This is a genomic window from Streptomyces sp. NBC_01351 (assembly GCF_036237315.1).
In the GTDB taxonomy this organism is placed as follows: Bacteria; Actinomycetota; Actinomycetes; order Streptomycetales; family Streptomycetaceae; genus Streptomyces.
On sequence record NZ_CP108356.1, the window covers coordinates 3,672,231 to 3,685,518 of the forward strand.

Annotated in this window: 12 protein-coding genes; all 12 read left to right on the forward strand. The window is 71.3% G+C overall.

What is annotated here, in order from left to right:
- The first annotated feature begins 4 nt into the window (after positions 1-4).
- Positions 5-1,480 (forward strand): FAD-dependent monooxygenase, encoded by a 1,476-nt coding sequence (locus tag OG625_RS16705; protein ID WP_329381155.1) that lies wholly within the window; start codon positions 5-7, stop codon positions 1,478-1,480.
- A 59-nt stretch (positions 1,481-1,539) separates the two neighbouring features.
- On the forward strand, positions 1,540-2,199 hold the full coding sequence (locus tag OG625_RS16710) for a TetR/AcrR family transcriptional regulator (protein WP_329381157.1): 660 nt from the start codon (positions 1,540-1,542) through the stop codon (positions 2,197-2,199).
- 35 nt (positions 2,200-2,234) lie between these two features.
- On the forward strand, positions 2,235-2,564 hold the full coding sequence (locus OG625_RS16715) for a TcmI family type II polyketide cyclase (RefSeq protein WP_329381159.1): 330 nt from the start codon (positions 2,235-2,237) through the stop codon (positions 2,562-2,564).
- Positions 2,565-2,601: 37 nt separating this feature from the next.
- Positions 2,602-3,870, forward strand: coding sequence for a beta-ketoacyl-[acyl-carrier-protein] synthase family protein (locus OG625_RS16720; protein WP_329381161.1), 1,269 nt, complete (start codon positions 2,602-2,604; stop codon positions 3,868-3,870).
- Positions 3,867-5,084: a ketosynthase chain-length factor gene (locus OG625_RS16725; RefSeq protein ID WP_329381163.1), complete on the forward strand. Its 1,218-nt coding sequence runs from the start codon at positions 3,867-3,869 to the stop codon at positions 5,082-5,084. The genes OG625_RS16720 and OG625_RS16725 overlap by 4 nt, the downstream gene beginning before the upstream one ends.
- Positions 5,085-5,171: 87 nt before the next feature.
- Positions 5,172-5,441 (forward strand): acyl carrier protein, encoded by a 270-nt coding sequence (locus OG625_RS16730; RefSeq protein WP_329381166.1) that lies wholly within the window; start codon positions 5,172-5,174, stop codon positions 5,439-5,441.
- Between the two features lie 251 nt (positions 5,442-5,692).
- On the forward strand, positions 5,693-6,895 hold the full coding sequence (locus OG625_RS16735) for an IS110 family transposase (protein WP_329381168.1): 1,203 nt from the start codon (positions 5,693-5,695) through the stop codon (positions 6,893-6,895).
- 60 nt (positions 6,896-6,955) lie between these two features.
- The gene (gene fabG / locus OG625_RS16740) at positions 6,956-7,741 is read left to right on the forward strand and encodes a 3-oxoacyl-ACP reductase FabG (protein ID WP_329381170.1); all 786 of its coding nucleotides are present in this window, start codon (positions 6,956-6,958) and stop codon (positions 7,739-7,741) included.
- Positions 7,742-7,791: 50 nt separating this feature from the next.
- Entirely contained in the window at positions 7,792-8,739 is a 948-nt protein-coding gene (locus OG625_RS16745) for an aromatase/cyclase (RefSeq protein ID WP_329381172.1), read from the forward strand.
- A 2-nt stretch (positions 8,740-8,741) separates the two neighbouring features.
- Positions 8,742-11,033 carry an SDR family oxidoreductase gene (locus OG625_RS16750; RefSeq protein ID WP_329381174.1) on the forward strand — a complete coding sequence of 764 codons (2,292 nt, stop codon included), beginning with the start codon at positions 8,742-8,744 and terminating at the stop codon, positions 11,031-11,033.
- 35 nt (positions 11,034-11,068) lie between these two features.
- Entirely contained in the window at positions 11,069-12,463 is a 1,395-nt protein-coding gene (locus tag OG625_RS16755) for an MFS transporter (RefSeq protein WP_329381177.1), read from the forward strand.
- A gap of 35 nt (positions 12,464-12,498) precedes the next feature.
- The gene (locus tag OG625_RS16760) at positions 12,499-13,239 is read left to right on the forward strand and encodes a 4'-phosphopantetheinyl transferase family protein (protein ID WP_329381178.1); all 741 of its coding nucleotides are present in this window, start codon (positions 12,499-12,501) and stop codon (positions 13,237-13,239) included.
- Positions 13,240-13,288: the final 49 nt, after the last annotated feature.

Sequence of the window (13,288 nt, forward strand, 5' to 3'; positions counted from 1 at the left end):
GTACATGGACGCTGCCGTGATTGTCGTGGGCGCGGGACCGGCCGGCCTGACGCTTGCCGGTGAGCTGCGGCTCGCGGGAGTCGAGGTCATCGTCCTGGAGCGCCTCGCCCAGCGCACCGGCGAGTCCCGCGGCCTCGGGTTCACAGCCCGCACCATGGAGATGTTCGACCAGCGCGGCATCCTGCCCCGCTTCGGTGACGTCGAGACCAGCAACCAGGGGCACTTCGGCGGGATTCCCGTCGACTTCGCGGTGCTGGAAGGGGCCCTGCAGGCCGCCAAGACGGTGCCGCAGTCGGTGACCGAGACGCACCTGGAGGCGTGGGCCGTCAGCCTCGGCGCCGATCTGCGGCGCGGGCACGAGGTGCTGTCGATCGACGACGACGGCGACGGCGTCTCCGTGGCCGTACGCGGCCCCGAGGGCGAGCAGACCCTGCGCGCCTCCTACCTGGTGGGTTGCGACGGTGGGCGCAGCACGGTGCGCAAGGCGGTCGGCTTCGACTTCCCCGGCACCCCCGCCACGATGGAGATGTTCCTCGCCGACCTGAAGGGCATCGAGCTGGAGCCCCGCATGATCGGGGAGACACTGCCCGGCGGCATGGTGATGGTTGGTCCGCTGCCCGACGGGATCACCCGGATCATCGTGTGCGAGCGCGGCACCCCGCCGCAGCGCCGGACCGGCCCGCCGCAGTGGCAGGAGGTCGCGGACGCCTGGAAGCGGCTGACCGGCGATGACATCTCGCACGCCGAGCCGGTGTGGGTGAGCTCCTTCGGCGACGCCACGCGGCAGGTGACCGAGTACCGGCGCGGCCGGGTGCTGCTGGCGGGCGACTCCGCGCACATCCACCTGCCGGCCGGCGGGCAGGGTATGAACACGAGCATCCAGGACTCGGTGAACCTGGGCTGGAAGCTCGCCGCCGTGGTCAACGGCTGGGCGCCGCAGGGCCTGCTGGACACGTACCACTCCGAGCGGCACGCGGTCGGCAAGCGACTGCTGATGAACACCCGGGCCCAGGGCCTGCTGTTCCTCAGCGGCCCGGAGGTACAGCCGCTGCGCGACGTGCTGCGCGAGCTGACCGGCTACGAGGACGTCGCCAAGCACCTCGCCGCCATGGTGAGCGGTCTGGAGATCTCCTACGACGTCGGCTCCGGCAGCCACCCGCTGCTCGGCAAGCGCATGCCGCAGGTGGAGCTGACCATCGGTCAGCGCCAGAAGCCGGTCAGGGAGTTGCTGCACTCGGCTCGCGGCGTGCTGCTGGACTTCGAGGACAACGCGCGGCTGCGCGCCCGTGCGGCCGGATGGGCCGACCGCGTCGACATCGTCACCGCCGAGCCGGGCGAGCTGACCGGGGCGAGCGGCCTGCGCGGGACCTCCGCCGTGCTGATCCGCCCCGACGGCTACGTGGCCTGGGCCGCGCCCGGCAGCCACCACGACCTGCCGATGGCCCTGGAGCGCTGGTTCGGCAAGCCCCTGGCGGTCTGAGGACCGTCCGCCCGCGCAGATGCAGTCAGACCAGCAAGCGAACTGGAGGCACCACAGTCATGGCCACTACTCAAGCAACGATCGCGCGGCCCACGGCCGGTCCGGCCGAGGAGCGCCGGGCCGTCGTCGCGGCGGCCCGTACCGTCTTCGCCCGTGAGGGCTGGACGCACACCACCGTCGAGATCGTGGCGGAGGAGGCCGGGCTGGAGCCGGGCGCGGTCGAGCACTTCTTCAAGGACAAGGAGCAGCTGCTGCTCTCGGTCCTGCTCGACAGCGCCGCCTCCGTCGCCGCCGCACTGACGGTGATCGCCGAGGACCACCTCGGCGAGGTGAGCGACCTGGAGCAGGACCTGACCGCACTGGGGCGGGCGTGGCTGTCGCCGCTCGCCGACTTCCCCGAGCACTTCGCCATCGTCCGGCACCTGGGCGCCGAGATCACCCGGCTGCCGGGCGGAGTACTGGAGATGTGGCAGACCTCCGGTCCTCGGCAGGCGCAGCGCGAGCTCGCGCGCCGGCTGGAGCGCCTCGGCGACGCCGGTCTGCTCGACATCCCCGACAGCGGCCACGCTGCCGGCCGTTTCATCCAGCTGGTCGCGGGCGGCGCCGTCCAGGCCTCGTTCCACGGCGCGCTGCCACTGCCGGACTTCGAGACCGACGCGCTCATCACGTCCGGTGTCGCGGACTTCATCCGCCTGTTCAGCCCCGCAGCCACGCGCTGACCCGCTGGCCTGCTGACCCACGGAAGAGAGAAGACATGCACAGCACCCTGATCGTGGCCCGGATGGACGTGGAGTCCAGCGTCGAGGTCGCCAAGCTCTTCGGGGAGTTCGACCAGAGCGAGATGCCGCACCGCATGGGTACCCGGCGCCGCCAGCTGTTCTCGTACAACGGCCTGTACTTCCACCTCCAGGACTTCGACACCGACAACGGCGGCGAGCTGATCGAGGAAGCGAAGACGGATCCCCGCTTCGTGCAGATCAGCCAGGACCTGAAGCCGTTCATCGAGGCGTACGACCCGCTGACCTGGCGGTCCCCGGCCGATGCGATGGCCACCCGCTTCTACGACTGGACGGCTTCGAAGTGAAGCCGTCTCACGACGACATGATGGGAGGCGACCACTCGTGGGCCGCCGTGTAGTGATCACCGGTGTCGGTGTGCTGGCACCGGGAGGCATCGGTGCCAAGAACTTCTGGAGTCTGCTGAGCGAAGGCCGCACAGCGACCCGTGGCATCACCTTCTTCGACCCCTCCTCCTTCCGCTCCCGGATCGCGGCCGAGGTCGACTTCGACCCGGAGCTGCACGGGCTGACGCCCCAGGAGATCCGCCGCATGGACCGCGCCGCGCAGTTCGGCGTGGTCACCGCCCGCGAGGCGCTCGCGGACAGCGGCCTGGACCTGGCGGGCTTCGACCCGCACCGCACCGGTGTCACCATCGGCAGCGCGGTCGGCGCGACCACCGCGCTCGACAACGAGTACCGCGTGGTCAGCAACGACGGCCGGCTCGACCTGGTCGACCACACGTACGCGCCGCAGCACCTGTACAACCACTTCGTGCCGAGCTCCTTCTCGGCGGAGGTGGCCTGGGCGGTCGGCGCCGAGGGTCCGGCCACGGTGGTCTCCACCGGCTGCACCTCGGGCCTGGACTCGGTCGGCCACGCCGTCGAGCTGATCCGCGAGGGCACGGCCGACGTGATGATCGCCGGTGCGACGGACGCGCCGATCTCGCCGATCACCATGGCCTGCTTCGACGCGATCAAGGCGACGACCCCGCGCAACGACGACCCCGAGCACGCCTCGCGGCCGTTCGACAGCACCCGCAACGGCTTCGTGCTGGGCGAGGGCTCCGCGGTGTTCGTGCTGGAGGAGCTGGAGAACGCGAAGAAGCGCGGTGCGCACATCTACGCGGAGATCGCCGGCTACGCCTCGCGCTGCAACGCCTTCCACATGACGGGCCTGCGTCCCGACGGCCGCGAGATGGCCGAGGCGATCCGGGTGGCGCTGGAGGAGTCGCGGATGAACCCCGAGCAGATCGACTACATCAACGCGCACGGCTCGGGCACCAAGCAGAACGACCGGCACGAGACCGCCGCGTTCAAGCTGAGCCTCGGCGACCACGCGTACCGCACCCCGGTCAGCTCCATCAAGTCGATGGTGGGCCACTCGCTGGGTGCCATCGGTTCGATCGAGATCGCCGCCTCGGTGCTGGCGATGGAGCACAACGTGGTGCCGCCCACCGCGAACCTGCACACCCCGGACCCGGAGTGCGACCTCGACTACGTCCCGCTGGTCGCCCGCGACCATCGCACGGACGCGGTCCTGACGGTCGGCAGCGGTTTCGGCGGGTTCCAGAGCGCGATGGTGCTGGCCCGTCCTGAGAGGAGCGCGTCATGAGCGCCAAGGCAGTGATCACCGGCATCGGCATCGCCAGCCCCAACGGGCTGGGCGTCGACGACTTCTGGGCGGCGACCCGCGTCGGCAAGAACGCCATCGACCGGATCACCCACTTCGACCCGTCGCCGTACCCGTCGAAGCTGGCCGGCGAGATCCGCGAGTTCGCGGCCGAGGAGCACCTGCCGAGCCGGCTGATCCCGCAGACCGACCGGATGACCCGCCTCGCGCTGGTCGCCGCGGACTGCGCCTTCGAGGACGCCGGCGTCAAGCCGGGCGACATCCCCGAGTACGAGATGGGTGTCGTGACCGCCTCCACCTCGGGCGGCTTCGAGTTCGGCCAGAACGAGCTGAAGAAGCTGTGGAGCCAGGGCAGCCAGTACGTCTCGGCGTACCAGTCCTTCGCCTGGTTCTACGCCGTCAACAGCGGCCAGATCTCGATCCGCAACGGGATGCGCGGCCCCTCCGGTGTGGTCGTCTCCGACCACGCGGGCGGCCTGGACGCCATCGCGCAGGCGCGGCGGCAGATCCGCAAGGGCAGCAAGCTGATCTTCTCCGGCGGCTTCGACGCGTCGATCTGCCCGTGGGGCTGGGTCGCACAGATCGCCGGCGGCCGGCTCTCCACCAGCGAGGAGCCGGAACGCGCGTACCTGCCCTTCGACCGGGCGGCCAACGGCTACGTGCCGGGCGAGGGCGGTGCGCTGCTGATCCTGGAGGACGAGAGGACGGCGCGCGCCCGCGGTGCGCAGAACATCTACGGCGAGATCGCCGGGTACGGGTCGACCTTCGACCCGAAGCCGGGCAGCGGCCGCGAGCCGGGGCTGCGCCGCGCCATCGAAGTGGCGCTGACCGACGCGGGCGCCGAACCGGGTGACGTGGACGTGGTGTTCGCGGACGCGGCCGGCACCCCGCGGCTGGACCGCGAGGAGGCCGACGCGATCACCGCGGTCTTCGGTCCGCGCGGGGTTCCGGTGACCGCGCCGAAGACGATGATCGGCCGCCTGTACTCCGGCTCCGCGCCGGTGGACGTGGTGTCCGCGGTCCTCGCGATGCGCGAGGGCGTGATCCCGCCCACCACCAACGTGGAGCTGTCCCCCGAGTACGCCCTGGACCTGGTGACCGGGCAGGCGCGCACCGCTTCGCTGCGCAGCGCCCTGGTACTGGCGCGCGGCGTCGGCGGCTTCAACTCCGCGGTCCTGGTGCGCGCCCCGCGCTGACCGCCGGCCGAGCACCGAGCAGAGCACCGAGCACCGAGCACTGAGCACTGAGCACTGAGCACATCAACGAGAGACGAGGAACCACACATGTCCAAGCAGGAGTTCACCGCCGAGGACCTCAAGCGCATCCTCCTCGAGGGCGCCGGCGCCGGTGAGGGCGTCGACCTGAACGGCGACATCCTCGACGCCGATTTCGAGGAGCTGGGCTACGAGTCGCTGGCGCTGCTGGAGACCGGCGGCCGCATCGAGCGCGAGTACGGCATCTCGCTGGACGACGACATCTTCGCGGACAACCGCACCCCGCGGGCGCTGGTCGCGGCGATCAACGTCTACCTCGACGAGCTCGTCGCCGCCTGAGCCGCCCCTCCCCCATTACCGTTTTGGTTGCCCCGCAACGGGGCGCCCGGCCTCTGGAGTTGGCATGACTTTCTCCCCCCTGTCGATCGCATGTCTTGGGGGGTGGTGTCACCGGCTCCGGAGGCATCGACAGACCGCTGATTAGGGGCATGACCACCGGCCTTTCCGCAGGTCGGGAGGCTCTTCGTAATGTGGATGTGGCGATCGGTGCCGTGGGACGGCCGGGCGAAGAGGACGACCGGAGGACGCACGTGATCGACATCAGCGGCATCGGCGCCTTCCTCGGCCTGGACGTCGGCAAGGGCGAACACCACGCCACCGCCGTCACCCCGGCCGGGAAGAAGGCCTTCGACAAGCGGCTGCCCAACAGCGAGCCCAAGCTCCGCGAGGTCTTCGGAAAACTCCAGGCCAAGCACGGGACCGTGCTGGTCGTGGTCGACCAGCCGGCCTCGATCGGCGCTCTGCCACTGGCGGTGGCCCGTGACTTGGGCTGCCCGGTGGCCTATCTGCCGGGGCTGACGATGAGGCGGATCGCCGATCTCTATCCAGGCGAGGCCAAGACCGATGCCCGCGACGCGTTCGTGATCGCGGACGCGGCCCGCGTCATGCCCCACACGCTCCGCTCGGTCGATCTCGAGGAAGAGACCATCGCCGAGTTGGAGATGATCGTCGGCTTCGACGACGACCTCGCCGGCGAAGCAACCCGGATCAGTAACCGCCTCCGCGGCCTTCTCACGCAGATCCATCCGTCGCTGGAACGGGTCCTGGGCCCGCGAGTGCAGCACCCGGCCGTGCTCAAGCTCCTCGACCAGTTCGGTTCTCCGGCCCAGATCCGCAAGGCCGGACGCCGTCGGCTCGTGACCTTGATACGTCCCAAGGCGCCGCGGATGGCCGAGCGGCTCGTCGAGGACATCTTCACCGCGCTGGACGAGCAGACCGTCGTCGTCCCGGGCACGGACGCGGCCGCATTGATCGTTCCCAGCCTCGCCAACTCTCTCCAGGCGGTGCTTGACCAGCGAAAACTCCTCGCCGCCCGGATCGAGGAAGTGCTGGAGAACCACCCTCTTTCCAAGGTCCTGACGTCCATGCCGGGAATCGGCGTCAGGACCGGAGCCCGCATTCTCATCGACGTCGGTGACGGCAGTTCGTTCCCGTCCGCGGCCCACCTCGCCGCCTACGCCGGTCTCGCCCCGACGACCCGCAGTTCCGGTTCGTCGATCCGGGGCGAGCAACCGTCCCGACGCGGAAACAAGCAGCTCAAACGGGCTTTCTTCCTCTCCGCGTTCGCCGCTCTCGCCGACCCGGTCTCCCGGGCCTACTACGACAAGAAGATCAACCAGGGCAAACACCACACCCAAGCCCTCCTCTGCCTCGCAAGACGACGAGCCGACGTCCTCTTCGCCATGCTCCGAGACGGCACCTTCTACGAACCCCAACCCGCCCCATCAGCTTGACCAAACTCATAGGGGCACCCCCCTCCCCCCTTCTTCTTCCGGATCTTGGAGTACTGAGACATGTCGCAGCAGGACAAGCGGGTCGCCCTCGTCACGGGCGGTACCAGTGGGATCGGGCTGGCCGTGGCCCGCCTTCTGGCCGGCACGGGCCACCAGGTGTTCATCGGCGCGCGCAACGCCGACAACGTCGCCGAGACCGTCAAGGAGCTGCAGACCGAGGGCCTGGACGTCGACGGCACCACCCTCGACGTCCGCTCCACGGACGAGGCCATCGCGTTCGTCCAGGCCGCGGTCGACCGGTTCGGCCCGGTGGACGTGCTCGTGAACAACGCCGGGCGCAGTGGCGGCGGCGTCACCGCCGACATCGAGGAGAGCCTCTGGCACGACGTCATCGACACCAACCTGAACAGCGTCTTCCGGATGACCCACGCGGTGCTCAACACCGGTGGCATGCGGCACAAGGACCGCGGCCGCATCATCAGCATCGCCTCGACCGCGGGCAAGCAGGGTGTCGTCCTCGGCGCCCCGTACTCGGCCTCCAAGCACGGCGTGGTCGGCTTCACCAAGGCGCTGGGCAACGAGCTGGCGCCCACCGGCATCACCGTGAACGCGGTCTGCCCCGGCTACGTCGAGACGCCGATGGCGCAGCGCGTGCGGCAGGGCTACGCGGCCGCGTACAACGCCTCCGAGGAAACGATTCTGGAGAAGTTCCAGTCCAAGATCCCGCTGGGCCGCTACTCCACCCCGGAGGAGGTCGCCGGCCTGGTCGGCTACCTGGCGTCGGACACCGCCGCCTCCATCACCTCGCAGGCACTCAACGTCTGCGGCGGCCTCGGCAACTTCTAGAGCCGGCCCGCCGACCGCCGTAACGAACCCGAATCCCAAGGAGCATGAGCATGTCGCAGCCCGGCCTGCGCGAGGTGGAGCACGAGATCACGATCTCGGCGCCCCCCGCCACCGTCTACCGGCTGATCGCAGAGGTGCAGAACTGGCCGCAGATCTTCCCGCCGACGGTCTACGTCGACCACGTGGAGCGGGGCGAGGGCACCGAGCGCATCCGCATCTGGGCCACCGCCAACGGTGAGCCGAAGAACTGGACCTCGCGGCGCACCCTCGACCCGGAGAACCTGACGATCACCTTCCGCCAGGAGGTCTCCACGCCCCCGATCGCCTCCATGGGCGGCACCTGGATCGTCGAGACCGTCGACCCGGAGGTCTCCCGGGTCCGACTGCTGCACGACTACCGGGCGATCGACGACGACCCCGAGGGCCTGGCGTGGATCGAGGAGGCCGTCGACCGCAACTCGCGCTCCGAACTGGCCGCACTGAAGCAGAACGTCGAACTGGCGTACGCCGCCGAGGACCTGACCTTCTCCTTCGAGGACACGGTGCAGATCAACGGCTCCGCCAAGGACGTGTACGACTTCATCAACGAGGCCGACCGGTGGGAGGAGCGCCTCCCGCACGTCGCCAAGGTCCGCCTGGACGAGGACGTCCCGGGTCTGCAGACCCTGGAGATGGACACCCGCGCCAAGGACGGCTCGGTGCACACCACCAAGTCGTACCGGGTGACCTTCCCGCACCAGAAGATCGCCTACAAGCAGGTCACCCTGCCGGCGCTGATGACCCTGCACACCGGCTACTGGACCTTCGCGGAGAACGACAACGGCGTCGCCGCGTCCTCCCAGCACACGGTGACCATCAACACCGCGAACATCGCCCGCATCCTGGGCCCGGAGGCGGAAGTCGGCTGCGCCAAGGAGTACGTGCGCACCGCGCTCAGCACCAACAGCCGCGCCACGCTCGGCCACGCCAAGGCGTACGCGGAAGCCAAGGCGGTCTGACCGTGGCCGGGGACATCACACGCACCCAGGTGATCGTGGTCGGCGCCGGACCGGTGGGGCTGATGCTCGCGGGCGAGCTGCGCCTCGCGGGTGCGGACGTGGTGGTCCTCGAGAAGCTGACCGAGCCGACCACGGAATCGCGGGCGTCCACCCTCCACGCCCGCACCATGGAGATCCTCGACGGCCGCGGCCTGCTCGCGCAGCTCGGCGAGGTGCCCCAGGACGTCATGGGGCACTTCGGGGGGATCCCGCTCGACCTCACGCTGCCCGGCCCCTACCCGGGGCAGTGGAAGGTCCCGCAGACCCGTATGGAGGAGCTGCTGGGTCAGTGGGCGCAGGACCTCGGCGCGGACGTCCGGCGCGGCCACGAGCTCACCGCACTGACCGTGACCGGGGAGCACGTCGATGCCGAGACGCGGCGCCCGGACGGGACGACCGCCTCCTTCCGGGGCTCGTACCTGGTGGGCTGCGACGGCGAGAACAGCGCGGTGCGCCGACTCGGCGGCTTCGCCTTCCCCGGCGTCGACGCGAGCCGCGAACTGCTGCGCGCCGACGTGGCCGGCATCGACGTACCGAACCGCCGCTTCCAGCGGCTGGAGGGCGGACTCGCCATCGCCGCCCGGCGCCCCGACGGAGTGACCCGGGTGATGGTGCACGAGTTCGGTGCGGCCCCGCAGGGCTCCGCCCCGTCCTTCGCGGACATCGCCGACACCTGGAAGCGCGTCACGGGCGAGGACATCAGCGGCGGGACCCCGCTGTGGGTGAACTCCTTCGGTGACGCCTCCCGGCAGGCCACCGCCTACCGCGACTCCCGGCTCTTCCTGGCGGGCGACGCCGCCCACCAGCAGATGCCGATCGGCGGCCAGGCCCTCAACCTCGGGCTGCAGGACGCCGTCAACCTCGGCTGGAAGCTGGCCGCGCAGGTACAGGAGCGCGGCCCCGAGGGGCTCCTGGACAGCTACCACGCCGAACGCCATGAGGTCGGCCTGCGGGTGCTGAGCAACATCCGGGCGCAGGCCCTGCTGCTGCTCGGCGCCGGCGAGGTGGACGCGGCCCGGCAGGTCATGGCCGAGCTGGTGGGTCACGCCGACGTACGGGCCCACCTGGCGGGAATGATCGCCGGCCTGGACATCCGCTACGACGTCGGACCGGGCAGCCACCCGCTGCTGGGGCGCCGGCTGCCGCACTGGCGGCCGGCCACCGGCGACGGCGAGGCCACCAGCACCTCGCTGCTGCGCGCCGGGGGCGGCGTCCTGCTGCTGCCCGGCGGGGACGAGCCGGAGGCGTTCGCCGCGGCGGCCGAGCCCTGGGCGCCGCTCGTACGGACGGTTCGCGCGAGCGCGGCGGCCCCGGGCCCCTGCGCCGTACTGGTCCGGCCGGACGGGCACGTCGTCTGGGCGGCCGGCGACGACACCGCCGGCTCCGCCGCCGGCCTCACCACGGCGCTGACCCGGTGGTTCGGCACGCCGCAGACATCAGGCGCAGTGACGACCAAGACGACCAATACGTCGAACACAAGGAGAACTGGCATGGCAGGCAAGCTCAACGGCAAGACCGCGCTGGTCACGGGTTCGAGCCGGGGCATGGGCCGGGCGACCGCCATCCGGCTGGCCGCGGAGGGCGCGCTCGTCGCCGTCCACTACACCTCCAACGAGTCGGCGGCCGAGCAGGTCGTCTCCTCCATCGAGAAGGACGGCGGGCGGGCCTTCACCGTCAAGGCCGAGCTGGGTGTGGCCGGCGACGTCCACGAGCTGTTCCTCGGCCTGGAGAACGGCCTGCGGGAGCGCACCGGCGGCACCGACCTGGACATCCTCGTCAACAACGCCGGCGTGATGGGCGGCGTCAAGGCCGAGGACACCACCCCCGAGGCCTTCGACCGGCTCTTCGCGGTCAACGCGAAGGCGCCGTTCTTCCTCATCCAGCGGGCGCTGAAGAACATGCCCGACGGCGGCCGCATCATCAACATCTCCTCCGGGCTCACCCACGTCGCCAACCCGGACGAGATCGCCTACGCGATGACCAAGGGCGCCGTCGAGCAGCTCGCGCTGCACTTCGCGAAGCTGCTGGGCCCGCGCAAGATCACCATCAACAGCGTGGCGCCCGGCATCACCCGCAACGGCAACCCGGTGTTCGACATCCCCGAGGCCGTCGAGTTCATGGCGGGGCTGTCCGCCTTCAACCGGGTCGGCGAGCCCGAGGACGTCGCCGACGTGGTGGCCTTCCTCGCCACCGACGACGCCCGCTGGATCACCGGCTCCTTCGTCGACGCCACGGGCGGCACGCTGCTCGGCTGAGCGGCCCACCGAAAGGAACGGACGGGACCACGACCATGACGCTTTCCATGACCTCGACCACCAAGGGCGCCCCGCCGGCCGCCTTGTGGGGCCTGCTGTTCGTCCTCGCGGGCAACATGCTCCTCGATGCCCTGGAGGTGTCCGTCGCGCTCGTGGCGCTGCCGTCCATCAGCACCGATCTGGGACTGGACACCCCTCAACTGCAGTGGGTGGTCAGTGGTTTCGCGGCAGGGTTCGGCGGGCTGCTGCTCTTCGGCGGCCGGCTGGTCGCCCTGCTCGGCCGCCGGCCCGTCTACCTCGCGGCGCTCGCCGTCTTCGCCGTCGCCTCGCTCGCCGGGGCGCTGGCGGACAGCGCCGAGCTGCTGGTCGCGAGCCGCTTCGTGAAGGGCTTCTGTGCGGCGCTGACCGCGCCGACCGGACTGGCCATCATCGCTGCCGTCTTCCCCGAGGGGCCGGCGCGCAGCCGGGCGGTGGCCGTCTACTCGCTCTTCGGGGCGGGCGGCTTCTCCGCCGGACTGCTGCTGTCCGGGGCGCTCAGCGAGGTCAGCTGGCGCTGGGCGTTCGCGTTCCCCGCGCCGGTGGCGCTGCTGTTGTTCGCCGCCGGGCTGAAGCTGATCCCGCGCGACGAGCCCGGACCCCGCCCGGCGGGCGGGTACGGGGCGGTGAGCGCGCTGAGCCTGACCGGTGCGGTACTGGCACTGGTGTACGCGATCACGTCGGTGCCCGGCGCGGACCGGCACGGCGCGCGTACGGTCGGCGCGTTCGCGCTGGCGGTGCTGCTCGCCGTGGTGTTCGTACGGGTCGAACTGACCGCACGCGAGCCCCTGGTACGGCTCGAACTCCTTGCCCGCAAGCCGCTGGTGCGCTCCGCGCTCGGCGCCGGCGCGCTCAACGGCTCGTACCTGGGACTGCTGCTGGTGTGCACCCTGCACCTGCAGCAGCGGGCCGGGTGGAGCCCGCTGGAGACCGGGCTCGCCTTCCTGCCGGCCAGCGCACCGCTCGCGCTGACCGCGCTGTACTCGGGCCGGATCGTCAACCGGTTCGGGCCGGCGCGGCTGATCGCGGCGGGCGCCGCCGCGGCCCCGCTCGGGTACGCCCTCTACCCGCGCGACGACCGTGCGGACGTTTCGTACGCGGTCGACGTGCTGCCCACGATGCTGCTGGTCGGGGCGGCGTTCGTGCTCGCCTTCACCGCCTTCCACCTGCAGGCCACCGCGGCGGTGCCCACCGACCGGCAGGCGGCGGCCGGCGGGCTGTACCAGACCGCCGTCCAACTGGGCGCGGCCCTGGTGACGGCGACGGTGGCCGCGCTCCACCCGGCCGGGTCCGCCCCGGCCCTGGTGCTGGTCACGGCCGTCGGCCTGGCCGGCTTCCTCCTCGCGCTCCGCGGTGTGCGGCCGCGGCGGGCGGTGTCCGACACCGCCCACTGACCCTCACTGCCGAAACCGACACAGGGGGGAAGGACATGACAGCACCCCGATTCACGGTGGAGCCGCACCGGCTCGATCTGTGGCTGGTGCACAGCCCGCAGGGCGCCGAAGCCGAGGGGCTGGACCGCTCCGACCTCGACGACGCCGAGCGGCGCCGGGCCGCCGCCTTCGTCAGACCGGCCGACGCACTGCTGTACGCGGCCTCCCACGTCGCCCTGCGCCGGCTGCTCGGCCGGTACACCGACACCGCGCCGGGCCTCGTGCGCTTCGTGCGGGAGCGGTGCGTGGAGTGCGGCGGGGAGCACGGCCGCCCGGCCGTCGACTCGCCGTCGCCCCCGTTGCACTTCTCGCTGTCGCACAGCGCCGGGATCGCGGTGGTGGGCATCGCGGCGGTACCGGTCGGAGTGGACGTGGAGCGGCTGCCCCACCCGGCGACGGTCGAGTTCTGCACGCCGTCGCTGCACCCGCGCGAGCGCGCTGAGCTGGGCGCCGCGTCCGGGACGGACCGGACCGGGCTGTTCGGCCGGATCTGGACCCGCAAGGAGGCGTACCTGAAGGGCCTGGGGACCGGGCTGCGGCGGCCCCCCGCCCAGGACTACCTGGGCACCGACGCGGCCGGGCATCCGGCCGGATGGACCGTGCTGGACGTGCCGTGCGCACCCACGCACGTGGCGGCCGCCGCCGTACGCGGCGGGCCGCCGCGAACGGTGCACGTACGCCGGCTGGCCGGGGAGTGGCTGCGCGCACCCACCGCGCCCGCCCTGCTCGACGCCTGAACCACACGCCGCGACGGCGGACCGACCGATGACGCACCACGACCGAGAA